This is a genomic window from Micromonospora sp. ANENR4 (assembly GCF_015354395.1).
Taxonomy (GTDB): Bacteria; Actinomycetota; Actinomycetes; order Mycobacteriales; family Micromonosporaceae; genus Micromonospora; species Micromonospora aurantiaca.
On record NZ_JADKYQ010000008.1, the window covers coordinates 303404 to 329837 of the forward strand.

Here is a 26434-nt window from a genome sequence, read left to right on the forward strand (position 1 = left end):
GAGAGGGCCCCGCTCGACACCCGTCCGTCGAGCGGGGCCCCCGCCGTGCCGGGTTGCATCGAACGTCGACAATGGTGCGACACCCCGTGCGACCCGGAGGTGACCATGCGTGAACGGGCGACCCGGCTGCGGCCGGTCCGTGAGCAGCTCCCGGCCGGCGGCCCGGAACTGCTCACCCTGCTGGCCCGGCTGCTGCGGCGTCCACGCCGCGGTGACCGCCGGCTCCCACTGCTCTGGCTGGTCCGGCCCACCGGGGACGGCGCGGTCGCGGCCCTGCTACGGCGTTTCGCGGCGCTCCGGGCCGGGCGGCGGGTACCGCACGCCGTGCTGGACCTCACCGGCCGGCCGGCCGGCGACGACGTCGCGGCCGTGCTGCGCGAGCTGCACCGGCAACTCTCCGTGGAGGCGTTCGGCGCGCCCCGGCTGCGGTTCCGGCACTACCCGCTGGCCGACTGGCTGATGCACCAGACGCTCGCCGTGGACCTGGACGCCGCCGACAGCGGCCGGGCCGCGCTGGTGCGCCGGCTGCGGGACTGGCGGGGACGGCGTGCCGGAGAGGACCCCCAGGTCGGCGGCGACTCCGGCCTCGGTGCCGCGCTGCACCTGCTGCTCTGGCTGCTGTGGCGGGCCGTACCCGGCGTCGTGTTCCGGATCGCCGTCTCCGGCCGGGTGCCGCTCGTCGGACGGCAGTACCGCTGGTTCATGCGCCAGCAGTACCTGGCGCCCCGCCAGTCGGTGACGTTCCTCGGCTTCGCCGAGCGGCTCACCGCCGGCTGGCGCGACGGCGAACACCCGGCCCAGGTGGAGAAGCTGCTGCAGCACGCGTTCCTGGAGGACCTGCGCCTGGCGTACCGGCGGCGGTTCTGGCGGCCCGGGGACTGGCGCCGCACCGCCTATCCGGTGCTGGTGCTCGACGGCGCGCGGCCGGACAACGTCGGGCACACGCTGGTCCGGCTCGTCGACGAGGTCCGCAACGAGACCGGCCGCAACGACCCGTTGCTCGTCGTCGCGGTCGCCGCCGACCCGCCACCGGAACCGGCAGCGGCCCGGCCGCTGGCCGAGGCCGAGGAGGCGTACGAGGAGTGGGCCGAGGCGCTGCCGGAGAACCGCCGGCTGCGTCGCCCCGGCGCCTGGCTGATGCTGCTGGAGGCGGACGACCGGGACGTCGACGCGCCGGTGGGAGGCGTCCCGCCGGCCCTTGTCGCACCCGACCCGCCCTGGTGGGCCCGGCGGTTCCTGCCCGCCGCGGTGGCCCTGGCGCTCGTCGCCGGGCTGGGCGTGTGGGCGCACGGGCGGTGGGCGCCGGACTGCCGCCCCTGGCCCACCGACCGGGTCACCGTGCGGCTCGTCGGCGGGGAGTGCGTCGGCTACAGCGACACCGCCGGGCAGGTCTTCAACAGCGAACCCGGGCAGGACCGGCTGCGCGCCGTGCAGCGCCGCATCTTCGCCCAGAACCGGGCCGCCGAGGAGGTGTGGCGGCGCAGCGAGCACCGCCGCCCCTACCTGACGCTCGTCTACCTGGGCAGCCTCACCGGCAACCGGACCCGCGCGGACGAGGAGTCCTACGTCTCCGAGCGGGAGGAACTGGAGGGCATGGCCACCGCCCAGTACGCCCTGCTCCAGGAGTCGGCGGCGGCGGACGACGCGGCGCTGCTGCACATCGTGGTGGCGAACGCCGGGCGGCAGATGCGACACGCCGACGACGCGGTACGGATGCTGGAAGGGCTGGCCCGCGACGACCCCACAGTGCTCGGCGTGGTCGGCCTGGTGGACAGCCGCACCAGCACGGCGGCGGCGCTGCGCGAACTCAACCGCGTCGGCCTGCCGGTGCTCGCCCCGACGCTGTCGGCCGACCGGATGGACGCCAACTCCAGCCTCTACCTGGCCATGTCGGCGCCGAACCGGGACCAGACCCGGATGGTCGAGGCGTACGCCCGGCAGGTGCTGCGGGTGGGGGAGGCGCACGTCTACTGGACCACCGGCGAGGGCAGCTCGCTCACCGACGACCTGTACGTCGCCACCCTCGTCGACGGCCTGCGGGAACGCTTCGGCGACCGGCTCACCCGGCTCGACGAGTGGCGCAGCGGGCGGCGGCTCACCCAGGAGTGCGGCTACCCGGGGATGCTCTTCTTCGCCGGCCGCTGGTCGGAGTTCGACGGGTTCATGCGCGCGCTCAAGGAGTGCGGCGCGAACCCGCCCCGGCACCTGGTCGCCGACGACTCGGTGAACCGCTACATGGCCAACCCGGGGCTGCGCGCCAGCGCGCCGGGCAACCTGCCGGTCACGTACGTGTCGAAGGCCGCGCTGGCCACCTGCGCGTCGCTGCGGGCCGCGCAGGCCGGGCGCGACGACGCCCGGGGCAGTTTCCTCACCTGGATCGGCGCGGACGGCCTGCTCGACCCGCCCCGATGCCGCGCGGGGACCGGTCCGCCGGTCGGCGAGCGGGTCAGCCTGGCCTACGACGCCACCATGATGACGGTACGCGCGCTGGAGAGCCTCGCCGCCCGCCTGCGCCACGCCGACACCGGCCGCCGATGGGAGCCCCGCTCGGTCAACCCGGTCGGGGTGCACGCCGAGGTGCTGCGGCAGAACGCTGCCGGCGGCTACCCGGGGGTCAGCGGCCTCATCCGGTACGCCCCGGACTCCGGCGAGCCGGTGGCGAAGCGGTTGGCGCTGCTCACCGTGGCGAAGGTGCCCGACGTGGACGCCGCCCCGGTCGAGGTGTTCCACTGCGGCGTGGCCGACGCCGGCCCCGACCCCGGCTGCCGCGTCGCCCCACGCTAGACGAGATCTTGGTACGCGCACGCCCCGCAAGGGGCGCCCGCGTACCAAGATCCACGGAACGAGAGGGCTCAGGTCAGCGGGCCGGGACCAGCTCCGCGGCCGGCGCCGGCGCCAGGTCCGGCACCGCCGGCCCGATCCGCCGCCGGGGCCACCGGCGGCGGCCGGAGGGTACGGCGAGCGCGGCCAGCGCCGCGGCCACCGAGATGCCGGTGAGCAGCAGGAAGCCCGCGGTGAAACCGGCCTCCCGGGGCAGCCCGCTCGGCTGCGGATTCGCGGTGATCACGGCACTGGCGAGCGCCGCGCCGATCGCGCCGCCGATGGTACGGATGTTGGCGTTCATGCCGGTCGCCGCGCCGGTCTGCCCGGCCGGCACGTTCGCCACGATCAGGTTGGCCATCGAGGCGAACGCCAGCCCGATGCCGAGGCCGACCAGGCCACCGGCGACACCGACCTGCCAGCGGGTGTCGTGTGCGACGGTCAGCATGGCGGCGGCCGCCACGTTGAACACCGCGCCGGTGCTCAGCTGGGCCTTGGCGCTGAACCGGGACTGCAGCCGTCCGGCCAGCAGGCCGGCCACGAACATGCCGACGAGCATCGGCAGCATCAGCAGCCCGGCCTGGGTGACGCTGGCGCCGAAGCCGTAGCCGGCGCTGGTCGGGATCTGCGCGAACTGCGGCAGGAACGCGTACACGGCGAACATCGAGGCGCCGTAGAGCAACCCGACGAGGTTCGTGGTCCAGACCGCGGGCAGGCGCATCATCCGCAGGTCGATCAGCGGGTTCGCGGCTCGGGCCTCGGTCGCCAGCCAGGCGGCCGCGAGCACCGCGGCCAGCGCCAGCAGCCCGACCACCCGGCCGGAACCCCAGCCCCACGCGGCGCCCTTGCTGACCGGCAGCAGCAGCGCCACCAGCCAGCCGGACAGGAGTACGGCGCTGAGCCAGTTGATCCGGCCCGGGGTGCGTACCGGCGAGCGCGGTACGAACCGGTGCGCGGCGAGCGCGGTCAGCCCGACCACCACCAGCGGGATCCAGAACAGCCACCGGTAGCCCAGGGTGGCCACGATCGGCCCGGCCAGCACCACGCCCAGCCCGCCGCCGACGGCGACGACCGCGGAGACCGAGGCCACCGCCGAGCTGACCCGGGCGGCCGGGAACTCGTCGCGGATGATGCCGAACGAGAGCGGGAAGACGGCGCCGCCGATGCCCTGCACCACGCGGGCGGCGATCAGCACGCCGATGCTGGGGGCGACGGCTGCCAGCAGGCAGCCCAGTGCCAGCGCGGCGAGCGAGAAGACGAGCGTCTTCTCCTTGCCGACCATGTCGCCGACGCGGCCGATGACCGGCGTGAAGACGGACGCGGAGAGCAGGTAGGCGGTGAGCACCCAGGTCACCGTGTTGGGCGAGGTGTGCAGGTCGTGCTGGATGGTGGGCAGCACCGGCGTGATCAGCGACTGGAGCATCGCGAAGAATCCGGTGCCGGCGGCCAGCACGAGGAAGGTGAGCCGGCGTGAGCCGCGCCCTGATGAGTGGATCATGTGGGAGAACTCCCCGTTGTCGGTACGAGACTGGTGGCCGCTCGCGCAGTCCTGCGGCGGTGGCGGCCGGGTCGTGCGGGCGCTCAGCGGTCGGCGGGCATGGTGGGACCTCCCGGGTCCGTGTCGTGGCGCGAGGATCGCGTGGCCGGAGGGCGGCCGGAAGTCCGGAGTAAGCTATCCGGAGGGGTGGCTCCGGTCAGTAACCGGAGGCGTGCCTCCATTAACCTAGCGGAGGGGTGCCTCCGGTTGCAAGACGGAAGGGGTGACGCGCGTCATGACCGACGCCGACGTGCCCGGTGAGGTCTTCTCCCGCCGCCCGAAACGGGCCGACGCCCGCCGCAACTACGACGCGCTGATCGCCGCCGCCCGCGAGGTCTTCGGCGAGCACGGCGCGGGCGCGTCGCTGGAGGAGATCGCCCGCCGGGCGGGCGTGGGCATCGGCACGCTCTACCGCAACTTCCCCCAGCGGCGGGACCTGTTCGAGGCGGTCTACGTCGAGGAGGTGCGCGCGCTCAGCGCCTCCGCCGCCGACCTGGCCGACGAGCCGCCGTGGGACGCCCTGGTCGGCTGGCTGCACCGGTTCGTCGCCTATGTGGCCACCAAGCGGGCGCTGGCCGAGGAGCTGGTGCACGACTCCGAGGTGTTCCGCAGCTGCCGCACCGAGATCTACGCGACCGGCGAGCCGCTGCTGCGCCGCGCCCAGGAGGCCGGCGCGGCCCGGCCGGACGCCGGCTTCGACGACGTGATCCGGCTGATCAGCGGGCTGGCCGCATATCAGTTCCCGGACCCGGCCCAGCGCGACCGCGTCCTGGCCATCGCGCTGGACGGCCTGCGCCCGCCGGCCCGTGTGAACTGATTCGTCTCGTCGCCCGGCCATCTGTCGACGTGACGCATCAAGGGCTGCTCTGCGCGGGAGGAAGTGGCGGGCACGGCCGTGCCCAGCCGACGAATCGAGCGAACAACACTTGTGGGCTGGGAGCCTCGTACGGGTTGAGGCGATGTAGCTCGTGGGCTGCGTCATAGAGCTGCCCACACAGGTAGATCGACAGGGCCACACGATCGTTCGCGTACTCGGCGAGCAGTGCGAGTCGAGCCTCTGCGCACGGCCACGGATAGGCGCAGCGTTTGCAGATCCAGAGCGGGCGCATGGGCAGATGCGGGCGTGCGCCGGTGCTCACCCCAGCCCTCGCAGCCGCGTGGCCGCGTAAGTGCGGCTGCTGCTGGACATGCGCTCCCGAGTTGTTGATTCCAGTCGGCGCAGACCAGCCAAATACACGAAAAGCTCCCGTTTGGCGACTGCGGTGCCTCGGGCGTTCAACTCGTACGCCTCGATCCATGCCCAGCCGTCGTACGGCTGGCGATCCTCGATCTCCCGGATCACGCGAACGGTGATCGGGCGAAAGAACTGAACGCTTGCCCTGCGGTCGAGGCGGAGGAGGTCTCCCGCGTTGAGCGGGCTGTCATTCGCCGTTGCGTCGCGTCGACCCGTCCTCGGCCTGCTGTCGGGCATGAGTTTCCTCTCCTGCCAGGGGCTGCGTCGGGCGGCTCGCCCGACGTCCCTGGTCCTGTGGCCGGCGGACGTCCGAGCACCGGCTGTGCCGCCTGGAGGTCAGCTTGCCGAGAGCTATAGGACCAATACACAGCGTTGATGTATGGTGCCGAGACGTTCGGGACGTCCATGAGGGAGGAAGGATGAACCACGCGCTCAAGGTGGCGATGGCCGAAGCCGGTGAGACGGCGGAGAGCCTTGCAGCTCAGACCGGCGTGGATCCGAAGACGGCGGCCCGTTGGGTCTCTCCGGGACGTATTCCGCAGCCTCGGCGACGTGCCCAGGTGGCGGAGCTCCTCGGCCGGGACGTCGGGGACCTTTGGCCGGACGTCCTCAAGCGCCGTGAACCGCCGTGGCTGCGTGAGTGGGTCGACTGGGAACGGGACGCCGTGTCGATCCGCTGGTTCGAGCACACATGGGTGCCCGGGCTGTTGCAGACCGAGGCATATGCACGTGCGACGTTGACCGGCGAGGCGCTGACCGCAGCGGAGATCAATGAGCTGGTCGCCTCGCGGCTCGAACGACAGGCGATCCTCCGTCGGGACAGGCCGCCCCTGGTCGTCGCGGTCATCTTCGAGGGCGTGCTGCATCAGTCGGCCTACGGCGACAGTGAGCTGATGCGGGAGCAGCTTGAACATCTGATCCGCTGCGCAGCCCTGCCCGGTGTGCAGATGCATGTCGTGCCGAGGGACATCGGCATGTATCCGGGGCTCGGTGGTGGCTTCATCCTCGCCGAACTGCCCACCGGTGAACATGTCGCGCACGTCGACAGCCAGGCGTCCGCGCAGCTCCTTAATCAGGCTGCGGCCGTTGCTACGCTCAGCCGTAGGTGGGAGCGCATCAGGGGCGAGGCCCTCTCTCGAACCCAGTCACTGGACCTGATCAGGGAAGCGGCAGGATCATGGACATGACCGCTGCGCACTGGCGCAAGAGCACGAAGAGCGGTAACAACGGCGGCTCTTGTGTGGAGGTCGCCGACAACCTCGCGGGCGTCGTGCTGGTCCGGGACACCAAGGACCGGGCCGGCGCGACGCTGGCCTTCGCACCGGCGGCGTGGCAGGGATTCGTCGACCTGGCCAAGGAGATCGGCGTCAGTGAGCACCGATGACACCAGCACCGACGCTCGCTGAGGATCTCGATGCCGAACTGGCCCGGCGGGGGATGGCCGTCTCCGCCGAGGGCCGCGCTCGCGCGCGGAAGCTACGCGTCAAGGTGGAGCAGCAGAGGCCTCGCGGTCGGCGAGTGATGCTGCGCGAACGCTCAAGCCAAGCGGCGCAGGAGATGTCCCGCCATGATCTATGACTGAGAGCGTGGCTCAGCTGATCCGCCGGACGACCGGATCGAGCGCTGCCGTCAGGAGGTCCGTCTCGCCGGTGTTCAGGTGCTGGACGCAAGCGGCGATGTTGTCCGCCGCGTCGAGTTCTGACCAGTCGAGCAGGTAGCCGGCCGCGGCGCCGAGCTGGCGCAGGAAGGCGCGCAGGGTCCGTCCGTTGCCCTCCCGGAACGGATGGCAGACGTTCAGCTCCCCGTAGTAGTGGGCGAGCGACTCGACGAACGCCTCGCGCCTCAACCCGAGCAGGAAGCCGTCCTCGGACAGTCCGGTGAGGACGGTACTCACCTGGTCGTCGATGAACCGCCAGTGGCAGAAACGGGCGCCGGGCTTGCTGATGTCGACAGTACGGGTCTGACCCGCCCACTTGTACAGGTCACCGAAGAGATGGCGGTGGAACGCCTGGAGGTGACCCAAACCGTAGTTGCCAGGGATGATGGTCCGAGCGGCCTGCACGTCCCGGACCGAGACGAGGCGAAACTCGGCGTCGCGTAGGGCGGCGGCATCCCTCAGGCCCAACTTGTTGGCCAGGCAGTCCGTACCCGGCCAGCAGTACGGATCGGTCATCCGCGCAGGCGGGCGATCTCGTCGGCGATCAGGTCCTCGGCGCTCACCAGACCCGAGGCCACATCGCGAAGGCGCTCCTGCCACTCCTCGTCGAACTCCTCGCCCTCGATCGCGGCGTTCGCAGTGGCCAGGGCGACAGCCGTTTCTGTGCTCGCCATCTGCCTCGCGTAGTAGGTCCGCATCAGGTCGGTGTCGAGAGGTTCGGAGGAACTTGCGGACTCGGGCAGTGCCCCCCGAGCGGCTCGCCACGGCAGCTCGTTGTGCGTCATGGTCGACAACTCGGCCGCCGAGAATTTTCCGTACTCGCGGGTGACCCAGCGGACACAGTCGAGCTGGGCGTCCGTGAGCCGGGAGGCATCCCCGAGCGGCCAATCCGACACGTAGAGCTGCTGGCGGTGCTGCCGGTAGAGCAGGGGAACGACAGGGCCTTCCCGCCAGGCCTCGATCGGCTCGGCGAACAGCGGTGCTCCGGTGCGGGCCAGATGCCACCCCTGGCAGTAGTAGACGAGCTTCTCCAGCTTCATCGCCGTGACGCGACCAACCTCGGCGAGCACTGCCGCGGCGACGTCGTGTGCGTTGGCCATCGGGGGACACCTCCTTCTTCGACCCTGCTCAGAGCGTACCGATGATCCGCCTGGCCAGGCGACCCGCGGAGCTGTGTCGAATGGGACGTCCGCCGCAAACCGGCACGGCCCGGCCGGCGGCTCCCGAGCGAGAACCGCCGACCGCTCGCTGTCCCGTCAGCGGTGCCCGTTACCCGGCCGCCCCCACGGCCCGGTGATCGCGAACACGTACCCCGGCGACTGGATGTTGGCGAACAGCGTCTTCCCGTCCGCACTGAACGTCGGCCCGGTGAACTCGCTGTCGTTCAGCTCGTTGCGCGCCAGCGGATACGCAGTGCCCTGCTCGGTGACGCCGACCAGGTGCGACACGCCCTCGCCGTCCTCGGCCAGGATCACCCCGCCGTACGGCGACACGGTGATGTTGTCCGGCCCGTCGTAGTTGCCGTGGTCGGCCTCCGGGTCGGTGTTCACCCCGAAGATGGTCTTCAGCGTGACCGTCTGCCGGCGCGGGTCGTAGAACCACACCTGCCCGTCGTGCTCGTTGGCGCTGCCGTCGTCGTGGCGGGCGTAGCTGGCCACGAAGTACGCGCCGCCGTCGCCCCACCAGGCGCCCTCCAGCTTGCGGCTGCGGGTCACCTCGGCGTCGGTGAACTGCTTGCGTACGGAGACGGTGCGGGCGTCGCGGTCGGGCACCTCGACCCACTGGACCCGGTAGCGGGTGCCGGGCGTGGTGGCCTCGGACAGGTCGGCCACGTGCGTGTCGCCGTGCAGGCAGCGCATCGCGGCGAGGCTGCCGGCGGTCCCGCCGTCGGGCCGCTGGGCGAGCGCCCGCAGCGCGCCCTTGCCGGCCCGGAAGCCGGGCGGCGGCGTCCACCGGAAGTACAGGCCGTTGGGCCCGCTCGCGTCCTCGGTCAGGTAGATCGAGTGCGTGTACGGGTCGACCGCGACCGCCTCGTGGGAGTACCGCCCGAGGAACGTCAGCGGCACCGGGCCGGTGTTGGCGGACCGGTCGTGCGGGTCGACCTCGAAGACGTACCCGTGGTCCTTCAGATATCGCCCACCGGCCCGCTGCTCGGTCTCCTCGCAGGTCAGCCACGTGCCCCACGGGGTGATGCCACCGGCGCAGTTGTTGTGCGTGCCGGCCACGCTCACGTACTCGCGCAGCCGCCGCCCGTGCCGGTCCACCTCGATGGTGGTGGTGCCGCCCCGGGCGCCCGGGTCGTAGGTGAGGCCGGGTAGCGGCGGCACCGGGTACGGCTCGTCGCCGCCGATCTCGTGGTTGTTGACCAGCACCGAGCCGTGCGGGCCGCGGAAGCAGCCGGTACCGTCCGCGTCGCTCGGGGTGGGCTGCCCGGACTCCAGCAGCGTCGCGCCCGCCTGCGCGACGACCGTGTACGAGAAGCCCGGCGGCAGCGCCAGCAGGCCGGCCGGGTCCGGCACCAGGTCGCCGTAGCCGACGGCGGGGCGGCACGCGGGCCGGGCCGCCGCCGGGCCGGCGATCGCCTCCAGGCTGCCGGCCACCATGATGCCGAGTCCGCCGGCCACGCCGCCGCGCAGCAGGGACCGCCGGGGGAGAGGTGAGGTGGTCACGTCGTCGCCTTCCTGTGCGCACGATTGCCTGACCGAAGGCAAGCGGGGCCGGGGGAACGGCGGGCGGCGCGTCCGTCGGTAGCCGGGTGAACAGTGGACGAATCCCCGGTGCGGAGCGCCCCGTGCCGGTGCGGCGCGCGTCCGTTAGGGTTCCCTTCGATCGCAAACGTCGGAGGGCGGACGGTGGGCAGACTCGCGGCGGCGTACCGGCAGGCGGTCGATCGGCATCGGCGGGCGGTGCGGCACTGGGAGGCGGCCCGGCGGCTGCTGGGCGCTGCGGGCCCGGCGCCGGTGGGCAGCCCCGAGCTGGTGGCGCGGCTGGCCCGCCTCGGCGGTGAGCTGGCCGCCGCGGTGCCCGGCACGGCCCGCGTCGCGACCCACCCCGTTCCGGTACGCCTCGGCGCCGCGTCCACTGTCGACGGCGCGTTCCCGGTGCTCGTGCCGGTGGGTGCGGGCGCGCACCTGGCCGTCGACGCGGACGCCCGTGACCCGCGCGTCGGCGAGCTGCTGCGGGCGGTGGTGGTACGGCTGCTGACCGCCGCTCCGGCCGGTGCGATCCGGGTGGCCGGCATCGACCAGGCGGCCTTCGGTGCGGCGTTCCTTCCGCTGCGCCCGCTGCACGACGCCGGGGTGCTCGCCCCGGCGGCGACGACCGAGGCGGAGACGACGGCCCTGCTCGACCTGGCCGAGCGGCATGCCCGTACCGCCCAGCGGTCCGCGCCGGAGGACCGCGAGCTGCTGGTGGTGGTCGCCGCGTCCGCGCCGCCGCCCCGGGAACTGGCCCGGCTCGCAGCGCTCACCCACGCCGGCCCGGCCGCTGCGGTCTGCGTGCTGCTGGCCGGGCACCCACCGGCCGGGCCGTCCGCCGCGCCGCCGCTGGGCGCCACCACCCAGCTGCGCGTCACCGAGCGGTACACGCTCGTCGGCGACCCGCCCGGGCGCCCGTTCAGCACCGACGGCAGCGGGCTGGCCGCGCCGGTGGTGCTCGACGGCGACCCGTCGCACGCCACCGTCACCGCGCTGGCCCGCCGGTACGCCGAGGCCGCCGACCAGGACGGCGTCACGTTCACCGACCTGCTGCCCGCGCAGCGCTGGGCCGGGTCCGCCGCCTCCGGGCTGCGTACCGTGCTCGGCCGGGCCGGACGCCGTCCGCTGAGCGTGGCGTTCGACGACGCCACCCCGCACTGGCTGATCGGCGGGCGGACCGGCGCGGGCAAGACGGTCCTGCTGCTCGACGTGCTCTACGGGCTGGCCGCCCGCTACTCCCCGGCCGAGCTGCGGCTGATGCTGCTCGACTTCAAGGAGGGCGTCAGCTTCACCGAGTTCGTGCCCACCGACCGTGACCCGTCCTGGCTGCCGCACGCCGACGCGGTCGGCATCGAGTCCGACCGCGAGTACGGCGTGGCGGTGCTGCGCGAACTGCGCGCCGAACTGGGCCGCCGCGCCGACCTGCTGAAGCGGCACGGCGTCAGCCGCCTGGCGGACCTGCCGCCCAACGCCCGGCCGCCCCGGATCGTCACAGTCGTCGACGAGTTCCACGTGCTGTTCGCCGGCAACGACGCGCTGGCCCGGCAGGCCGTCGACCTGATCGAGGAACTGGCCCGCAAGGGCCGCTCGTACGGCCTGCACCTGGTGCTGGCGAGCCAGAGCACCACCGGCATCGAGGCGCTCTACGGCCGGGCCGAGGCGATCTTCGGGCAGTTCCCGCTGCGGATCGCGCTACCCGGCGGCGACGCCGTGCTGGACCCGCGCAACGACGCCGCACGCGGGCTCACCGTCGGCACGGCGGTGGTGAACACCGGCGCGGGGGCGCCCGGCTCGGACGCCGAGGTGCGGTTCCCGGACGCGCACGCCGCCTCGGCCGACCTCGCCGCGCTGCGCCACGAGCTGCACGCGGCCCGCCCGGCCGGGTCGCGCCCGCCTGCCGTCTTCCGGGGACACGAGACGCCCCGGCTCACCGACGACAGCGCCTGGGCGGCGTTGACGCCCGGCGCCGACCCGCCGTACGCGCTCGTCGGCCGCGTAGTGGACGTCCCCGGCAGCCCGGCCGGGTTCGCGCTCGACGCCAGCCCGGGCCGGCACCTCGCGGTGGTCGGCACCGCCGCGGGCGGCGCGGACGTGCTCCGGTCGGCCACCCTGTCCCTGGCCCGCCAGCACGCCCCCGGCACCGCCCGGTTCCTGTTCGCGCCGCTGGCGCCGGGCACCACGGACGCCGCCGACGACCTGGCCATGACGCTCGCCGCCGCCGGGCACCAGGTCCGACGCCTCGACGCCGGTGCACTGCGCACCCAGCTCACCGAGGCCGCCGCCGGCGACAGCCCGGCGTCCGGGCGCACCTACCTGGTGGTGTTCGGCATGGACGCCGCGGCCACGACGCTGGCCGCCTCCGACCCGGCGACGTTCCGCTCCGGGTACGACGACCTGCGCGCCGTGCTGCGCCAGGGGCCCGCGCGCGGCACGCACGTGCTCGGCTGGTGGCGCGGGCTGCGCCGGCTCGCCGACGACCTCGGCGGCAGCGGGCACCGCGACGACGTGACCGGCCTGGTCGCGCTGAACGTCCCCGCCGCCGACCTGGGCCTGCACCTCGGCGTGCACGACCTGGCGTACGTCCCGCGCGAGGGGCGCGCCCTGCTGGTCGACCGGCACGAGCACCGCACCGCGCTGATCGTGCCCTTCGCCGCCGCGGGAGAGCCGTCATGAGCGGATTCGACGAGTACGCGGCGCTGCTGCGGGAGCTGTCCACCCGGCAGCGCGGCGGGGAGCGGGAGATCGCCGCCGAGGCGGAGCGCCGCCGTGGCCTCCAGTCCGCCGTCGACACGCTCGGGCAGCGGCTCGCGACCCAGGGCCAGCACCTGGACCGGCTCGGGCAGGCGATCGGCGTGCCGATGACGTCGGTACCGGCGGAGGCGCCGGCGCCGGCGATGGCTGCCGGTGGGGGAGCGCCGGGTCCCGCACCCGGGCCGGGGGACGGGGTGACCGGCGGCGCAGCCGACGCGCCGGGGCGGCCGGACGTCGGGGCGTACCCCTCGGGGGGTGTTCCGGCGCCGCGGGCCGGCGACCCGGCGGCGGAGCTGGCGGCGGCGGGGCGGCTCGCCGAGGAGGCCGACGTGTTCGGGCAGCAGGCCGATGCGCTGGCCCGCACGCCGGTGCTGCTGCCCACCTGGTCGGCGCCGGCGCGGGCGGTGGTGGTGTACGCGGGCTGTGCGCTGGTCGGCTCGCTGCTGATGCTGATCGCGATAGTGGGTTCGTCGCTGCCGGTGACCGGGCTGGACCTGGTGGCGGCGCTGAGCTGCGCGGGCGTGCCGTTGATGTCCTTCGTGGCCGGTCAGGCGGTGCTCGCCCGCTGGGGCCGCCCGGCGGTGGAGGGCGACGCGCCCCCGGCCGGACGCTACGTGCCGCTGGGTTTCGTGATCTGCGCGCTGGTCTCCCCGTCCTTCTTCTGCCTCTACCTCCTCCTCTTCCGCCTCCTGCGCTGACAGCGAGGCGGGGTGGGGCGGTAGGCTGCGCGCGGGTCGGTGAGCTGGGGGAGGGCGTGTGAGCGCGGCGGAGATCATCGCCAGGCTGGCGGCGGCGGCACAGAAGCTGGACGAGGCCAAGGCACGCACCGCCGCCGCCGCGCAGGACGCGGCCGAGGCGCGGGCGCTGGTGGCGGGCGCGCTGGAAGGTGCCACGGCGGGGCCGCTGATCGGCGCCATCGACTCCTACCGGCAGGCGCTGGCACAGGCCGCACAGGGCGGGGAACCGGCCCGGCAGCACGTGCAGGAGACCATCGCGAAGGTCCAGGCGCTGGGCAACTGAGCCCGGTCCGGCATGCCGGTTTGCGCGCAGGGCGCGACAAGGGTTACCGCCGCGTAACTTTTCATTGACGTGTGTGAAATCGGACACGCATCATCGTGTCCACGATCGATCGGATCCCACCCGTCCCCCCGGGTACGCCCGGGTGCCTCCCCCCGGAGGTGCAGCCCATGCTGCTCCGAACGATCCTGGCCGTCACCACCGCCGCCACCGTCCTGCTCGTCCCGGCCGCCGCCCAGGCCGCCACCGCCGAACCCGCCGCCCCGTCTGCCACGGCCACCGTCGCCACCGCCGCGCAACGGGCCGCCGCCGCGGCCGCCGACCCGGTGATCGTGGTCGGCGGCCTCAGTGGAATCTCCATCGCGTACGAGCCGATCGCCGCGCGGCTGCGCGCCGACGGCTACCGGGTCTCGATCTTCCAGTTGCCGAACCTCGGTCTCGGCGACATCCGCGAGTCCGCCCGCGCGTTGTCGTCCTACGTGGACCGGGTGCGCGCCGGCACCGGTGCGGCCCGCGTCGACCTGGTCGGCCACTCCGAGGGCGGCCTGGTCAGCCGCTGGTACGTCAAGTACCTCGGCGGCGCGGCCACCGTCGACCAGTACGTCAGCCTGGGCAGCCCGCAGTACGGCACCTACGTCGCCAACCTGGTCGCCTTCCTCGGGCTGGGCAGCTGCGCCGGGGTGATCGCCTGCCAGCAGATGACCATCGGGTCGAGCTTCCTCGCCGACCTCAACGCCGGGGACGACACCCCCGGCCCGGTGCGGTGGGCGACGGTGCGCACCTGGCAGGACGAACTGGTCCGGCCGGTCGACAACGCCGTGCTCGCCGACGGCGCGACGAACATCCTGGTGCAGGCGTGGTGCCCGCTGCGGGTCGTCGGCCACCTCGGGCTGGTGCTGGACGGCACCACGTACACGGCGGTACGCCAGGTGCTCTCCGGCGCCGCGGTCCAGCCGAACTGCTTCGCGGTCTGAGCCACGTGCCCGGGCCCGCCGTCGGGCAGGCCCGGGCACGTCCGGCCGGGCCGTCGCTCAGTCCGCGTCCCGGTCCGTGATCACGTCGGCGGCCCGCCAGGCCAGCGCGGTCACCGGGGCGCTGGTCCAGCCCGCCACCATCACCGGCAGCACCGACGCGTCGACCACCCGCAGCCCCTCCACGCCGCGGACCCGCAGGTGCGGGTCGACCACGTGATCGTCGCCGTCGCCCATCGCGCAGGTGCCGATCGCGTGGTAGCCGCAGTAGCCGCGTGCCACCGCCGCCTCGACGATCTGCGTGTCGGTGGTAGCCGCCGTCCCGGGCACCGTCTCGGCCCGGATGCGCTTCGCGATCGGGCCGGTGCCGAAGAACTCCCGCATCCGGCGGAACAGGTCCACCGCCACCCGCCGGTCGTGCTCGGTGGCGAGGTAGTTCGCCACGATGGCCGGCGGCGTACGCGGGTCCGCGTCGGTGATCGTCAGGCTGCCCTCGCTGTCCGGCCGGGTCACCGTGCCCAGGCACATCAGGCCCGGTTCCCGTTCCAGTTCGAGGGCCTTGCCGGGCCGGGGCGGGGCGGCCGAGAACGGCGCCATCAGCAGGTGCGCGTCCGGGCGGTCCAGCTCGGGGCGGGACTTGAGGTGGGCCGCCACGTCCAGCACCGGCAGGGCGAGCGGGCCGCCCCCGGTGAGCAGCCAGCGCAGCGTGGCCCGGGCCTGCCCGAGCGGGCTGCCGATGGTCATGTTGTGGCCGCCGCGTTCGGCGAGGCGGTACTGGAGCACCATCGACCGGTGCTCGCGCAACCCGGCGCCGACCCGGGGCCGGTCGAGCAGCACCGGCACCCCTGCCGCGCGCAGCGTGTCCGCCGGACCGATGCCGGAGACCTGCAACAGGTGCGGAGTGGCGAGGGCGCCCGCGGCGAGGATCACCTCACCGGCCGACCGGTACGTGGTCTTCCCGCCGCCGCGCGCCACCCGTACGCCGGTGGCCCGGCCGCCCTCGACGAGCACCCGCAGGACGACGGCGCCGACCTCGACGGTCAGGTTGGGCCGGCGCCGCACCGGGTGCAGGAACGCGTCGGCGGCGCTGACCCGGCGTCCGGCGTGGATGGTGGCGGTGGGATAGCCGATCCGCTCGTCGTCGTGGGCGTCCAGGTCGTCGGCGCGGCGCCAGCCCAGCTCGGCGCCGGTCGCCACCATCTCCTCGGCGAGCGGGTCGGTGCCGGTGGCGATGGACAGCCGCACCGGGCCGCCGGTGCCCCGGTGCGGCGCGGACCCGAGCGGGTGGTCCTCCAGCCGCGGGAACACGCGGCCCATGACCGACCAGCCCCAGCCCAGTGGTGCTAGGGCGTCCCAGTCGCGGGCCGCGCCGCGGCTCCAGATCATGCCGTTCACCGACGTCGAACCGCCGATCATCCGCCCGCGCTGCCAGATCTCCTGGCGGCCCGGTCCGGTGGTGGCCGGGTAGTGCCAGGCGGTGCGCTGGTCGTCCATCAGCCGGGAGAACGCCTTCGGCACCCGCACGTACGGGCTGCGGTCCCAGCCGCCCGCCTCCAGCAGCAGCACCCGCGTCCCCGGATCCTCGGTGAGGCGGTTCGCCAGCACGCACCCCGCCGCGCCGGCCCCCACGATGACGTAGTCGAACTCCTCCACAGCGGACCCCCACTCGCGAGAATCCCTCTGACAGTAGTTGCTCGATCACATTCCGCGAAAGGGCCGGGCGCGTCCGGGTCAGGCGGCCTTCGCCAGCGCCTCGAACTCGTCGTCGGTCAGCTCCACCTCGGCCGCCGCCACGTTCTCCTCCAGGTGCGCCACCGACGACGTACCCGGGATCGGCAGCATCACCGGCGACCGGCGCAGCAGCCAGGCCAGCGCGAGCTGCGCCGGGCTGGCGCCGTGCGCGGTCGAGATCGCGTCCAGCGGTCCGCCGGGCCGGGCCAGGTTGCCGGTGGCGATCGGGAACCACGGGATGAACGCCAGGTCGTGGCGCTCGCAGTGCTCCAGCACGTCCTCCGCGCTGCGGTCGGCCAGGTTGTAGAGGTTCTGCACGGACACGATCGGCGCGATCGCCCGGGCCGCCTCGATCTCCTCGACGCTGACCTGGGACAGCCCGATGTGCCGGATCTTGCCCTCCTGGCGCAGCAGCGCCAGCTCCCCGAGCTGGTCGGCCAGCGGCACCTTCGCGTCGATGCGGTGCAGCTGGTAGAGCGGGATGCAGTCCAGTCCCAGGTGGCGCAGGCTCAGCTCGCACTGCTGGCGCAGGTACTCCGGGCGGCCCACCGGCCGCCAGTCGTCCGGGCCGGAGCGGGTCAGCCCGGCCTTCGTCGCGATGACCAGGTCGTCGGCGTACGGGTGCAGCGCCTCGCGGATCAGCAGCTCGCTGACGAACGGCCCGTACGAGTCGGCGGTGTCGACGAACGTGACGCCCAGCTCGTACGCGCGGCGCAGCACCCGTACCGCCTCGGCCGGATCCTTCGGGTCGCCCCAGACGCCGGGGCCGGTGAGCTGCATCGCCCCGTAGCCGAGGCGGTCGACCGGCAGGTCGCCACCGATCCGGTAGCTGCCCGACGCCTTGGCGGGCTGGGTGCTGGTGGCCATTCGCGGTCCTCCTGTGCTCGTTCGTGCCTCGCAGGGCGGTGTTGCGCCCCGACCACTGGACATTCCCCGAATCGTGACGGCGAAGCACTGGTAGTTGCGGCGAGCGGCCCCGGCGCACCGGGCCGCCGTGGGAGGCTGGGTGGGACGGTGCTCAGGAGGTGCGCATGGCCGCGACGCCACGGCTCGACTTCGCGCTGGACACGTACGAGTGCATCGTGCTCTACCCCGGGCCCTCGGGACGGGCCCTGCCGGACGAGACCGTGCAGCGGCTGCAGGCCGAGCACCTCCAGCACATGCGGGCGCTGCAACGGCGCGGCATCGTGCTCGTGGACGGGTCGGTCGACGGCCCGGCCCGGGAACCCGACCCGCCGATCGGTTTCGGCCTGGCCCGGACCGGTTCGGTGGACGACGTCCGCAGCGTCATGGAGGCCGACCCGGCGGTGCAGGCCGGGCTCTACCGGGTCGAGGTGCTCACCTTCCTCTGCCCGGCCGGCTCACTGGAGTTCCCGCTGGTCAAGACGGAGAGCTGAGGCGCGACGCCCGCCCCTCCGACGGCACCGGTCGCTGCCGCGTACCCGGTGCCCGCCCACGCCCGGCCGGCCGAGCGCGGCGGCCCCACAGTGCCCCCGGCCGGTCCGTGACGGGGAGCGGTACGATTTCTCACCGCGCGGTCGCCGATGCCCGCCACACGACGTTCCGGTGCGGTACGCCTACCGCCCGCCCACGCGGTTGACGCGCGTCGTTGGACAAATGTTCCGCAGTCCGCAAGGGGTCGGCCGGGAGGCCGATCCGGAGGAGAGACTAGCCTGATGGGCGTGACACGCCGCGCGAAGATCGTCTGCACTCTCGGCCCCGCAACCGCGTCCCCGGAGCGTATCCGCGGCCTCGTAGAGGCGGGCATGAACGTGGCGAGGCTCAACTTCAGCCACGGCAGTCACGCCGACCACGAATCGGTCTACCGGCTGGTCCGCGAGGCGGCCGAGGCGGCCGGCCGACCGGTCGCCGTGCTCGCCGACCTCCAGGGCCCCAAGATCCGTCTCGGCCGGTTCGTCGACGGCCCGCACGAGTGGCGCACCGGCGACTCCGTGGTGATCACCGGCGACGAGGTGGAGGGCACCAAGGAGCGGGTCTCCTGCACCTACCGCAAGCTGCCGCAGGAGGTGAAGCCGGGCGACCGGCTGCTGATCGACGACGGCCGGGTCGCGGTCGAGGTCAGCGACGTCACCGGCAACGACATCCGGTGCCTGGTCACCGAGGGCGGCCCGGTCTCCAACAACAAGGGCGTCTCGCTGCCGAACGTCGCGGTGAGCGTCCCGGCCCTGTCCGACAAGGACGCCGAGGACCTGCGCTTCGCCCTCGGCCTCGGTGTCGACCTGGTCGCGCTCTCCTTCGTCCGCTCGCCGGAGGACATCAAGCTCGTCCACTCGATCATGGACGAGGAGGGCGTACGGCGCCCGGTCCTGGCCAAGGTCGAGAAGCCGGAGGCGGTCGACCACCTGGAGGCGATCGTGCTCTCCTTCGACGGGGTCATGGTCGCCCGCGGCGACCTCGGCGTCGAACTGCCGCTGGACCAGGTGCCGCTGGTGCAGAAGCGCGCCGTGCAGCTGTGCCGGGAGAACGCCAAGCCGGTCATCGTGGCCACCCAGATGCTCGACTCGATGATCGAGAACTCCCGCCCGACCCGCGCGGAGGCCTCCGACGTGGCGAACGCGGTGCTCGACGGCGCGGACGCGGTGATGCTCTCCGGCGAGACCAGCGTCGGCAAGTACCCGGTGCTCACCGTCAGCACCATGGCGAAGATCATCACCACCACCGAGGCCGGCTCGATCGCCGTCCCCCGGTTGCAGCACGATCCGCGTACGCACGGCGGCGCGCTCACCGTCGCCGCCTCGTCGATCGCCCGGGCCATCGGCGCCAAGGCCATGGTCGCGTTCTCGCAGACCGGTGACACCGTCAAGCGGCTGGCCCGGCTGCACTGCGACCTGCCGCTGCTGGCGTTCACGCCGGTGCCGGAGGTGCGCAACCAGCTCGCGCTGTCCTGGGGCGTGGAGACGTTCCTGATGCCGTTCGTCCAGCACACCGACGACATGTTCCGCCAGGTCGACCAGGCGCTGCTCGGCCTCAACCGGGCCAACCCGGGCGACTACGTGGTCATCGTGGCGGGCAGCCCGCCCGGCACCCCCGGCTCCACCAACACGCTGCGCGTGCACCAGCTCGGTTCGCTGGTCGACGCCGCTTCGGCGCGAGCCCTCCAATGAGTGGTGTGGCCACCGGGCAGGCGGCGGTCGACCAGCTGCTGGAGGTGCTCGACCTCGCCCGTACCGGGGAGATGACCTTCCGGGGGATGAGCCCGCCGGTGGGCCCGCAGCGGGTCTACGGCGGGCAGGTCGCCGGCCAGGCCCTGGTCGCGGCCGGCCGCACCGTCGACGCGGAGCGGGCCGTGCACTCCCTGCACGGCTACTTCGTGCGCCCCGGCGACCCGGCCGAGCCGATCGAGTACCAGGTGGAGAACGTCCGCGACGGCCGCTCCTTCTCGGTACGCCGCTCGGTGGCGTTGCAGCACGACAAGCCGATCTTCTTCATGTCGGCGTCGTTCCAGCGCCAGGAGGAGGGGCTGGACCACCACGCCCCGCTCCCGCCGGACGTACCCGGCCCGGACGACGTGCCGACGATGGCCGACCGGCTGTCCCGCTACCCGGAGCGCCTGGGCATCTGGGGGATGATCCCGCGCCCGATCGACGTGCGCTACGTCGGCGAGCCCGGCTGGGTCCGCCCCGGCGACCGCCCGGCCGAACCGCACCAGCGGGTGTGGATGCGCCTGGACGGCAAGCTGCCGGACGATCCGCTGCTGCACGCGTGCGCCCTCACGTACGCCTCCGACCTGACGCTGCTGGACTCGGTGCTGTCGGTGCACGGCGAGGTGTGGGGCCCGGGCGGTGTGGTCGGCGCGAGCCTCGACCACGCGCTCTGGTTCCACAGGTCGTTCCGCGCCGACGAGTGGTTCCTGTACGACTGCTGGAGCCCGTCCGCGTCCGGCGCCCGCGGCCTGGCCACGGGCCGGATGTTCACCACCGACGGCCGGCACATCGCCAGCGCCGTCCAGGAGGGGCTGCTGCGGCGCGTCGGCGACTGACCGCCCGGGCGGTGATCGCCCGGCCGGTGATCGTCCCGGCGCGGGTCGGGCGGCAGGTCCGCACCGCAGCGGACTAACCTGGCCGTATGCGTCTTTCCGCCCGGGTCGACTATGCCCTCCGCGCGGCCGCTGAGCTGGCCTCGGTCGCGGACGGGGGAAGCACCGGACGGAGCCGCCCGGTGACCGCCGAGCAGATTGCCCGCGCGCAGGACATCCCGCCGAAGTTCCTCGAGAGCATCCTGCTGCAACTGCGCCGGGGCGGCATCGTGCACGCCCAGCGTGGCCCCGAGGGCGGCTACTGGCTGGCCCGGCCGGCCGGCGAGATCTCCCTGGCCGAGGTGATCCGCGTCATCGACGGTCCACTCGCGCACGTGCGCGGGCAGCGCCCGGAACAGCTCGGCTACCAGGGCGCGGCCCGCGCGTTGCAGGACGTCTGGATCGCGCTGCGGGCCAGCGAGCGGGAGATCCTGGAGCTGGTCACCATCGCCGACGTGGCCGCCGGCGCGCTGCCCGGCCGGGTCAACGAACTGGCCGCCGACCCGCGCGCCTGGAGCTGACCACACCGTCCGGCGTCTCCTACCAACCGGATGGGGGACTTGACCCGGGGTGCCCTCGTGCCGCATTGTCGACCAAGTTGATAGGAGATACCGAAAAGTCAGGGGGCGCTCGTGCGCAAGCTGCTGGTCCTCGCCCTCGTCGGGCTCGCCGCGCAACTCGTCGACGGCGCGCTCGGCATGGCGTACGGGCTGACCTCCTCCACGCTTCTCCTGTTCGCCGGCGTGGCACCGGCCGCGGCATCCGCCTCGGTGCACCTGGCCGAGATCGGCACCACGCTCGCCGCGGGCGTCTCGCACTGGCGATTCGGCAACGTCGACTGGAAGGTGGTCGGCCGCATCGCGTTGCCCGGCGCGATCGGCGCGTTCGCCGGGGCGACGTTCCTCAGCTCCATCTCCACCGAGGCGGCGGCGCCGTGGATGGCAGCCATCCTGTTCACGCTCGGCGCGTACCTGCTGGTGCGGTTCTCCCGGCCGCTGCGCGCCAACCGCGCCGCCGGCCGGCTCCGTAGCCGCTTCCTCGCCCCGCTCGGCCTGGTCGCCGGCTTCGTCGACGCCACCGGCGGCGGTGGCTGGGGCCCGGTCGCCACCCCGGCCCTGCTGGTCTCCGGTCGGATGGAACCCCGCAAGGTCATCGGCTCGGTGGACACCTCCGAGTTCGTGGTGGCCGGCGCGGCCAGCATCGGCTTCCTCATCGGCCTGGGCTCCGAGGGCTTCCTGCTGCCCACAGTGGCCGCCCTCCTGGTCGGCGGCCTGATCGCCGCGCCGATCGCGGCCTGGCTGGTCCGCATCGTCCCCGCTCAGCTGCTCGGCGCCGTGATCGGCGGCGTGATCGTGCTGACGAATGCCCGCACGCTGCTGAGCGCCGGCGGCGTGGGCGGCTCGGTGCCGGTGGTGGTGTACGTGCTGCTCGGCACCGCCTGGCTGGTCGCCGTCGGGCTGGCGGTGCGCGCCCTGCGCCGTACCCGCCGGGCCCGCGCCACTGTCGACGCGGCCCTGGCCGCCGCGCCGCCGGCCGAGGCCGCGCCGGCCTCCGCGTCGGCGGCGGAGGACGCGCAGTCGGGGCAGGTCCCGGAGCCGGCGGCCACCGCCGAGGCCGCCGAATCGCGGAAGCTCGCCGCCGCCGTCGAGGGCTGAGCCGCCCGCGGCCTGAACCGCGCGCCTCGCCTGGCCGTGCCGTCGCCCGGGAGAGAAGATGTCCCGCTGACCGGTATGCCTCTCGGTCATATTTATGACTCTGAGGTATATCGGCTGTCGGGCCATTCCTTCGCGCCGCCCGACCGCTCCGCCGCGCTTGTGGTGCGTCCAGTGGCGACCTAGGCTGACGAAGCGCGGAGCCGAATCACCGACGTCGATGCGTTGACGTCGCCCGTCGCGTCAGGGCACGTATCCGCCGGTCCGGGCAGGCCGGCGCTCGTCGCGTGCCTGACCTCCGCGAAAGGCGTTCCCCGTGCACCCCACCACCCCTCGCCGCCGGATCGCGCTGCTCGCCGCGGCTTCGGCGGTCACCCTGTCGGCCGGCGCGCTCACCACGATGACTGCTGCCGCGGCGGCCGTCGCCTGCCGGGTCGACTACCGGATCACCAACCAGTGGAGCGGCGGCTTCGGCGCCGACGTGACAGTCACCAACCTCGGCGACCCGGTCAACGGCTGGACCGTCGGCTGGAGCTTCGCCGCCGGCCAGCAGGTCGTCCAGGCGTGGAACGCGACGGTCAGCCAGTCCGGCGCGCAGGTGAGCGCCCGCGACGCCGGCTACAACGCGGCCATCGGCACCGGCGGCACCGCGAACTTCGGCTTCAACGGCTCGTGGAACGACGCGTCGAACCCGGTTCCGGCCGCCTTCACGCTCAACGGCACCGCCTGCACCGGCGCGCCGTCCACCAGCGCGCCGCCGACGACCCCGCCACCGTCCACCACACCTCCGCCCACGACCCCGCCGCCGACCACACCCCCGCCCACCACGCCGCCGGCCGGCGCGAAGCAGATGGAGGACCTCGACCGAGGGCTGATCAGCGTCCGCTCCGGCAGCGGGAACCTGGTCTCCTGGCGGCTGCTCGGCACCGAGACCACCGGGGTTTCGTTCAACCTGTACCGGGGCGGTACCAAGGTCAACGGCAGCCCGATCACCGGCGCCACCACGTACCTGGACAGCGGCGCGGCGGCCGGCTCGGCGTACACCGTGCGGGCCGTGGTGAACGGCGCCGAGCAGGCGGCGTCCGCGCCGGCGCTCCAGTTCGCCAACGGTTACCTGGACGTGCCGATCCAGCCGCCGCCCGGCGGCACCACCCCGTCGGGGGAGGGGTACAGCTACTCGGCGAACGACGCGAGCGTCGGTGACCTCGACGGCGACGGCCGCTACGAGTTCGTGCTCAAGTGGGACCCGTCGAACGCCAAGGACAACTCGCAGTCCGGCTACACCGGCAACGTCTACGTCGACGCGTACACGCTCGCCGGCACCCGGCTGTGGCGCGTTGACCTGGGTCGCAACATCCGCGCCGGCGCCCACTACACCCAGTTCCAGGTGTACGACTACGACGGCGACGGGGACGCCGAGGTGGCCATGAAGACCGCCGACGGCACCCGCTCCGGCACCGGCCAGGTGATCGGCAACGGCTCGGCCGACCACCGCAACTCCAGCGGCTACGTGCTAGCCGGCCCGGAATACCTGACCATGTTCGACGGCCGCAACGGCGCGGCGCTGTCCACTGTCGACTACGACCCGCCGCGCGGCACCGTCTCCTCCTGGGGCGACTCGTACGGCAACCGGGTCGACAGGTTCCTCGCCGGCACCGCGTACCTGGACGGGCAGCGACCGTCGTTGATCATGGCGCGCGGCTACTACACCAGGGCCGTCGTCGCGGCCTGGGACTTCCGCGACGGCACGCTGCGCAAGCGCTGGACGTTCGACTCGAACGCCTCCGGCAACGGCGCCGCCGCCGGCCAGGGCAACCACCAGCTCTCCGTGGCCGACGTCGACAACGACAGCCGCCAGGAGATCGTGTACGGCGCCGCCACCATCGACGACAACGGCCGGCTGCTGTACTCCACCGGCAACGGCCACGGCGACGCCCTGCACGTCGGTGACCTCGACCCGTCCCGCTCCGGTCTGGAGGTGTTCAAGGTCGACGAGGACGCCAGCAAGCCCAGCTCCTGGATGGCCGACGCGCGTACCGGGCAGATCATCTGGCAGACCGCGCCGAACGGCGACAACGGCCGCGGCGTCTCCGGTGACGTGTGGGCGGGCAGCCCGGGTGCCGAGTCCTGGTCGTCGGCGGTCGACGGACTGCTCAACACCCGGGGGCAGAACGTCGGGCGCAAGCCGTCGTCGGCGAACTTCCTGATCTGGTGGGACGGCGACCCGGTCCGGGAACTGCTCGACGCCACGAAGATCGACAAGTACGGCACCGGCGGCGAGACCCGGCTGCTCACCGGCAGCGGCGTCGCCTCCAACAACGGCACCAAGTCCACCCCGGCGCTCTCCGCGGACCTGCTCGGTGACTGGCGGGAGGAGGTCGTCTGGCGCACCTCCGACAGCACCGCGCTCCGGATCTACAGCACGCCGTCGACCACCGGTCTGCGTCTGCCGACGCTGATGCACGACCCGCAGTACCGGGTGGCTGTGGCCTGGCAGAACACCGCCTACAACCAGCCGCCGCACCCGGGCTTCTACCTGGGCGACGGCATGAGCACCCCGCCCGCGCCGAACATCTACCTGCGCTGAAACGGCAGGCACCGGGTCGCCGGCCGCGGAATCCGCTCCGCCGGCGACCCGGTGCACCACACCGCAGCATTCCCGACCCGTCCCGACCGGGAATGCCGTACCACCACCGGGGACAAAGTTATGCGTCCCGCGCGACGCTGCGGTGACGTGGCTATGAAGAGCGTGTTTCAGCCCTCCCGGCGCAGCCCGCCCGCCACCTTCTCGGCGATCAGCTCGAACGAGCGGACCCGGTCCGCCACGTCGTACACCATCGTGGTGAGCATCAGCTCGTCCGCGCCGGTGCGCTCCAGCAGCTCACCGAGCTGCCGGGCCACCGTCTCCGGTGAGCCGGTCGCCTGGCCGTCGCGGCGCTGGGCGACGAACTCCCGCTCGAACTCCGAGTACGGGTACGCCGCCGCCTCCTCCGGCGTGACCAGCGGCTCCGGCCGCCCCGACCGCAGCTTCAGGAACGACAGCCCGGCCGGCCCGGCCAGCCACTCGGCCCGCTCGTCGGTCTCCGCGCAGACCGCGTTGACCGCCACCATCGCGTACGGCCGGTCCAGCCACTGCGACGGCCGGAAGTTCTGCCGGTAGAGCTGCAACGCCGGAATCGTGTTCTGCGAACTGAAATGGTGCGCGAACGAGAACGGCAGCCCGAGCAGACCGGCCAGCTGCGCGCTGAAGCCGCTGGACCCGAGCAGCCACACCTGCGGCGACTGGCCGCGGCCCGGCGTCGCCGTGATCGGGCCCGGCTCGGCACCGGAGAAGTAGTTCATCAGGTCGGCCAGCTCACGCGGGAAGTGCTCCGCGGACAGGCCCTCCATCGTGCGGCGCAACGCCAGCGCGGTCACCTGGTCGGTGCCCGGCGCCCGGCCGATGCCCAGGTCGATCCGGCCCGGATGCAGCGCCTCCAGGGTGCCGAACTGCTCGGCCACCACCAGCGGCGCGTGGTTGGGCAGCATCACCCCGCCCGAACCGAGCCGGATCGTGCTGGTGTGCGCCGCCAGGTGCGCGAGCAGCACCGCCGGCGCGGAACTCGCGATCGCGGGCATGTTGTGGTGCTCGGCCACCCAGAACCGGCGGTAGCCCAGCTCCTCGGTGCGGCGGGCCAGCTCCGTGGTGTACCGCAGCGCCTCACCGGCACTGCCGGTCGCCGCCACCGGGGCAAGATCAAGAACAGACATGGGTACGTCGATCACAGGGAGGTGCAACAGGCGACGTGCCGGAATTGTTCCGCCGGGTGCGCTACCCCATACCCCGCGCCTGCTCGAAGATCAGGCTGGTCTGCGTGTGCTGCACCGCCGGATCGACTGCGAGATGATCGAGGACGAAGTCCCGCAGCGCGTCACCGGAGGCGGCCCGCACGTGCAGCACGTAGTCCTCCGCGCCCGCCACGTGGAACACCGACACCACCCCTGGCAGCCGCACCGACCGGGCCCGGAACGCGTCCACAGCGGCCCGCTCGTGCGCCGTCAACCGCACCGACACCAGCGCCTGCAACGGCAGACCCACCGCCGCCGGGTCCACCTCGGCGTGGAACCCGCGGATCGCACCGCACTCCCGCAGCGCCCGGGTACGCGTCAGACACGTCGACGGCGCCACCCCCACCCGCTCGGCCAGCGCGTTGTTCGGCAGCCGGCCGTCCGCGGCCAGCTCGGTGAGGATCGCGCGGTCGATGTCGTCCAGGCCGGCGAACGGCCGTACATCATTCGGTGCGGCAGGCATGTGACCATCCTTCACCGAATCACCGCCGAACGAAAGCGTGA

General features: G+C 73.3%; 24 protein-coding genes. 14 read left to right on the top strand and 10 right to left on the bottom strand.

Translation table 11 applies throughout. The annotated features are described in order from the left end of the window. Positions 1-105: 105 nt before the first annotated feature. Positions 106-2784: a hypothetical protein gene (locus tag IRY44_RS16610; protein WP_194801264.1), complete on the top strand. Its 2679-nt coding sequence runs from the start codon at positions 106-108 to the stop codon at positions 2782-2784. Positions 2785-2857: 73 nt separating this feature from the next. Here IRY44_RS16610 and IRY44_RS16615 read toward each other — a convergent pair whose 3' ends face one another. Beyond that, entirely contained in the window at positions 2858-4318 is a 1461-nt protein-coding gene (locus tag IRY44_RS16615) for an MFS transporter (RefSeq protein ID WP_194801265.1), read from the bottom strand. Between the two features lie 274 nt (positions 4319-4592). On the opposite strand from IRY44_RS16615, the gene IRY44_RS16620 reads away from it, so the two are divergent. Then, positions 4593-5174, top strand: coding sequence for a TetR/AcrR family transcriptional regulator (locus IRY44_RS16620; protein ID WP_194801266.1), 582 nt, complete (start codon positions 4593-4595; stop codon positions 5172-5174). A gap of 37 nt (positions 5175-5211) precedes the next feature. On the opposite strand, the gene IRY44_RS30725 is transcribed toward IRY44_RS16620, so the two are convergent. Both IRY44_RS30725 and IRY44_RS16625 read right to left on the bottom strand, forming a co-directional pair. Next, entirely contained in the window at positions 5212-5466 is a 255-nt protein-coding gene (locus tag IRY44_RS30725) for a hypothetical protein (RefSeq protein ID WP_228532290.1), read from the bottom strand. Positions 5467-5492: 26 nt separating this feature from the next. Beyond that, positions 5493-5828 (bottom strand): hypothetical protein, encoded by a 336-nt coding sequence (locus IRY44_RS16625; protein ID WP_228532192.1) that lies wholly within the window; start codon positions 5826-5828, stop codon positions 5493-5495. 182 nt (positions 5829-6010) lie between these two features. On the opposite strand from IRY44_RS16625, the gene IRY44_RS16630 reads away from it, so the two are divergent. Together IRY44_RS16630 and IRY44_RS16635 are read left to right on the top strand one after the other, a co-directional pair. After that, the gene (locus IRY44_RS16630; protein ID WP_194801267.1) at positions 6011-6778 is read left to right on the top strand and encodes a DUF5753 domain-containing protein; all 768 of its coding nucleotides are present in this window, start codon (positions 6011-6013) and stop codon (positions 6776-6778) included. Then, positions 6769-6975, top strand: a complete 207-nt coding sequence (locus IRY44_RS16635) for a DUF397 domain-containing protein (RefSeq protein ID WP_194801268.1) — start codon at positions 6769-6771, stop codon at positions 6973-6975. Before IRY44_RS16630 ends, IRY44_RS16635 begins: the two co-directional genes overlap by 10 nt. A 207-nt stretch (positions 6976-7182) precedes the next feature. Here the strand turns inward: IRY44_RS16635 and IRY44_RS16640 are convergent, their stop codons facing one another. From IRY44_RS16640 to IRY44_RS16650, 3 genes are all read right to left on the bottom strand, one after another. Next, positions 7183-7764, bottom strand: coding sequence for a Fic family protein (locus IRY44_RS16640; RefSeq protein ID WP_194801269.1), 582 nt, complete (start codon positions 7762-7764; stop codon positions 7183-7185). Beyond that, positions 7761-8348, bottom strand: coding sequence for a Panacea domain-containing protein (locus IRY44_RS16645; RefSeq protein ID WP_194801270.1), 588 nt, complete (start codon positions 8346-8348; stop codon positions 7761-7763). Before IRY44_RS16645 ends, IRY44_RS16640 begins: the two co-directional genes overlap by 4 nt. 156 nt (positions 8349-8504) lie before the next feature. Continuing rightward, on the bottom strand, positions 8505-9917 hold the full coding sequence (locus IRY44_RS16650) for an alkaline phosphatase PhoX (protein ID WP_194801271.1): 1413 nt from the start codon (positions 9915-9917) through the stop codon (positions 8505-8507). A gap of 183 nt (positions 9918-10100) precedes the next feature. Between IRY44_RS16650 and IRY44_RS16655 the strand changes: the two genes are divergently transcribed. The 4 genes from IRY44_RS16655 (at position 10101) to IRY44_RS16670 (ending at position 14686) form a co-directional block, all read left to right on the top strand. Continuing rightward, a complete protein-coding gene (locus IRY44_RS16655) occupies positions 10101-12617 on the top strand; it encodes an FtsK/SpoIIIE domain-containing protein (protein WP_194801272.1) in 2517 nt (838 codons plus the stop codon). Beyond that, positions 12614-13393 carry a hypothetical protein gene (locus IRY44_RS16660; protein ID WP_194801273.1) on the top strand — a complete coding sequence of 260 codons (780 nt, stop codon included), beginning with the start codon at positions 12614-12616 and terminating at the stop codon, positions 13391-13393. Before IRY44_RS16655 ends, IRY44_RS16660 begins: the two co-directional genes overlap by 4 nt. A gap of 58 nt (positions 13394-13451) precedes the next feature. Continuing rightward, on the top strand, positions 13452-13715 hold the full coding sequence (locus IRY44_RS16665; protein ID WP_073830945.1) for a DUF6244 family protein: 264 nt from the start codon (positions 13452-13454) through the stop codon (positions 13713-13715). Between the two features lie 167 nt (positions 13716-13882). Further along, positions 13883-14686: an alpha/beta fold hydrolase gene (locus tag IRY44_RS16670; protein ID WP_194801274.1), complete on the top strand. Its 804-nt coding sequence runs from the start codon at positions 13883-13885 to the stop codon at positions 14684-14686. Between the two features lie 57 nt (positions 14687-14743). Here the strand turns inward: IRY44_RS16670 and IRY44_RS31295 are convergent, their stop codons facing one another. Further along, positions 14744-16336 carry a GMC family oxidoreductase N-terminal domain-containing protein gene (locus tag IRY44_RS31295; protein ID WP_194801275.1) on the bottom strand — a complete coding sequence of 531 codons (1593 nt, stop codon included), beginning with the start codon at positions 16334-16336 and terminating at the stop codon, positions 14744-14746. A 78-nt stretch (positions 16337-16414) separates the two neighbouring features. Then, the gene (locus tag IRY44_RS16680; protein ID WP_194801276.1) at positions 16415-17281 is read right to left on the bottom strand and encodes an aldo/keto reductase; all 867 of its coding nucleotides are present in this window, start codon (positions 17279-17281) and stop codon (positions 16415-16417) included. Positions 17282-17445: 164 nt separating this feature from the next. On the opposite strand from IRY44_RS16680, the gene IRY44_RS16685 reads away from it, so the two are divergent. The 6 genes from IRY44_RS16685 (at position 17446) to IRY44_RS16710 (ending at position 24689) form a co-directional block, all read left to right on the top strand. Next, the gene (locus tag IRY44_RS16685; RefSeq protein WP_013287532.1) at positions 17446-17811 is read left to right on the top strand and encodes a YciI family protein; all 366 of its coding nucleotides are present in this window, start codon (positions 17446-17448) and stop codon (positions 17809-17811) included. A gap of 279 nt (positions 17812-18090) precedes the next feature. Next, positions 18091-19539, top strand: coding sequence for a pyruvate kinase (gene pyk / locus IRY44_RS16690; protein ID WP_194801277.1), 1449 nt, complete (start codon positions 18091-18093; stop codon positions 19537-19539). After that, a complete protein-coding gene (locus IRY44_RS16695) occupies positions 19536-20414 on the top strand; it encodes an acyl-CoA thioesterase II (protein WP_194801278.1) in 879 nt (292 codons plus the stop codon). The genes pyk and IRY44_RS16695 overlap by 4 nt, the downstream gene beginning before the upstream one ends. Positions 20415-20500: 86 nt before the next feature. Continuing rightward, entirely contained in the window at positions 20501-20971 is a 471-nt protein-coding gene (locus tag IRY44_RS16700; protein ID WP_135241228.1) for an Rrf2 family transcriptional regulator, read from the top strand. Positions 20972-21082: 111 nt separating this feature from the next. Beyond that, positions 21083-22105, top strand: coding sequence for a sulfite exporter TauE/SafE family protein (locus IRY44_RS16705; RefSeq protein WP_194801279.1), 1023 nt, complete (start codon positions 21083-21085; stop codon positions 22103-22105). Positions 22106-22418: 313 nt separating this feature from the next. Next, complete coding sequence (locus tag IRY44_RS16710; RefSeq protein ID WP_194801280.1) at positions 22419-24689, top strand: cellulose binding domain-containing protein; 2271 nt, start codon at positions 22419-22421, stop codon at positions 24687-24689. A 167-nt stretch (positions 24690-24856) separates the two neighbouring features. Here the strand turns inward: IRY44_RS16710 and IRY44_RS16715 are convergent, their stop codons facing one another. After that, complete coding sequence (locus tag IRY44_RS16715) at positions 24857-25852, bottom strand: LLM class flavin-dependent oxidoreductase (RefSeq protein ID WP_194801281.1); 996 nt, start codon at positions 25850-25852, stop codon at positions 24857-24859. Positions 25853-25913: 61 nt separating this feature from the next. After that, complete coding sequence (locus tag IRY44_RS16720) at positions 25914-26393, bottom strand: Lrp/AsnC family transcriptional regulator (RefSeq protein ID WP_013475837.1); 480 nt, start codon at positions 26391-26393, stop codon at positions 25914-25916. Positions 26394-26434: the final 41 nt, after the last annotated feature.

What these genes read in the sequence shown, in the direction of transcription:
- IRY44_RS16610 (WP_194801264.1), top strand. Translation starts at nt 106, where the DNA reads ATGCGTGAACGGGCGACCCGGCTGCGGCCGGTCCGTGAGCAGCTCCCG.
- IRY44_RS16615 (WP_194801265.1), bottom strand. Translation starts at nt 4,318, where the DNA reads ATGATCCACTCATCAGGGCGCGGCTCACGCCGGCTCACCTTCCTCGTG.
- IRY44_RS16620 (WP_194801266.1), top strand. Translation starts at nt 4,593, where the DNA reads ATGACCGACGCCGACGTGCCCGGTGAGGTCTTCTCCCGCCGCCCGAAA.
- IRY44_RS30725 (WP_228532290.1), bottom strand. Translation starts at nt 5,466, where the DNA reads ATGCGCCCGCTCTGGATCTGCAAACGCTGCGCCTATCCGTGGCCGTGC.
- IRY44_RS16625 (WP_228532192.1), bottom strand. Translation starts at nt 5,828, where the DNA reads ATGCCCGACAGCAGGCCGAGGACGGGTCGACGCGACGCAACGGCGAAT.
- IRY44_RS16630 (WP_194801267.1), top strand. Translation starts at nt 6,011, where the DNA reads ATGAACCACGCGCTCAAGGTGGCGATGGCCGAAGCCGGTGAGACGGCG.
- IRY44_RS16635 (WP_194801268.1), top strand. Translation starts at nt 6,769, where the DNA reads ATGGACATGACCGCTGCGCACTGGCGCAAGAGCACGAAGAGCGGTAAC.
- IRY44_RS16640 (WP_194801269.1), bottom strand. Translation starts at nt 7,764, where the DNA reads ATGACCGATCCGTACTGCTGGCCGGGTACGGACTGCCTGGCCAACAAG.
- IRY44_RS16645 (WP_194801270.1), bottom strand. Translation starts at nt 8,348, where the DNA reads ATGGCCAACGCACACGACGTCGCCGCGGCAGTGCTCGCCGAGGTTGGT.
- IRY44_RS16660 (WP_194801273.1), top strand. Translation starts at nt 12,614, where the DNA reads ATGAGCGGATTCGACGAGTACGCGGCGCTGCTGCGGGAGCTGTCCACC.
- IRY44_RS16670 (WP_194801274.1), top strand. Translation starts at nt 13,883, where the DNA reads ATGCTGCTCCGAACGATCCTGGCCGTCACCACCGCCGCCACCGTCCTG.
- IRY44_RS16680 (WP_194801276.1), bottom strand. Translation starts at nt 17,281, where the DNA reads ATGGCCACCAGCACCCAGCCCGCCAAGGCGTCGGGCAGCTACCGGATC.
- IRY44_RS16685 (WP_013287532.1), top strand. Translation starts at nt 17,446, where the DNA reads ATGGCCGCGACGCCACGGCTCGACTTCGCGCTGGACACGTACGAGTGC.
- pyk (WP_194801277.1), top strand. Translation starts at nt 18,091, where the DNA reads ATGGGCGTGACACGCCGCGCGAAGATCGTCTGCACTCTCGGCCCCGCA.
- IRY44_RS16695 (WP_194801278.1), top strand. Translation starts at nt 19,536, where the DNA reads ATGAGTGGTGTGGCCACCGGGCAGGCGGCGGTCGACCAGCTGCTGGAG.
- IRY44_RS16700 (WP_135241228.1), top strand. Translation starts at nt 20,501, where the DNA reads ATGCGTCTTTCCGCCCGGGTCGACTATGCCCTCCGCGCGGCCGCTGAG.
- IRY44_RS16715 (WP_194801281.1), bottom strand. Translation starts at nt 25,852, where the DNA reads ATGTCTGTTCTTGATCTTGCCCCGGTGGCGGCGACCGGCAGTGCCGGT.
- IRY44_RS16720 (WP_013475837.1), bottom strand. Translation starts at nt 26,393, where the DNA reads ATGCCTGCCGCACCGAATGATGTACGGCCGTTCGCCGGCCTGGACGAC.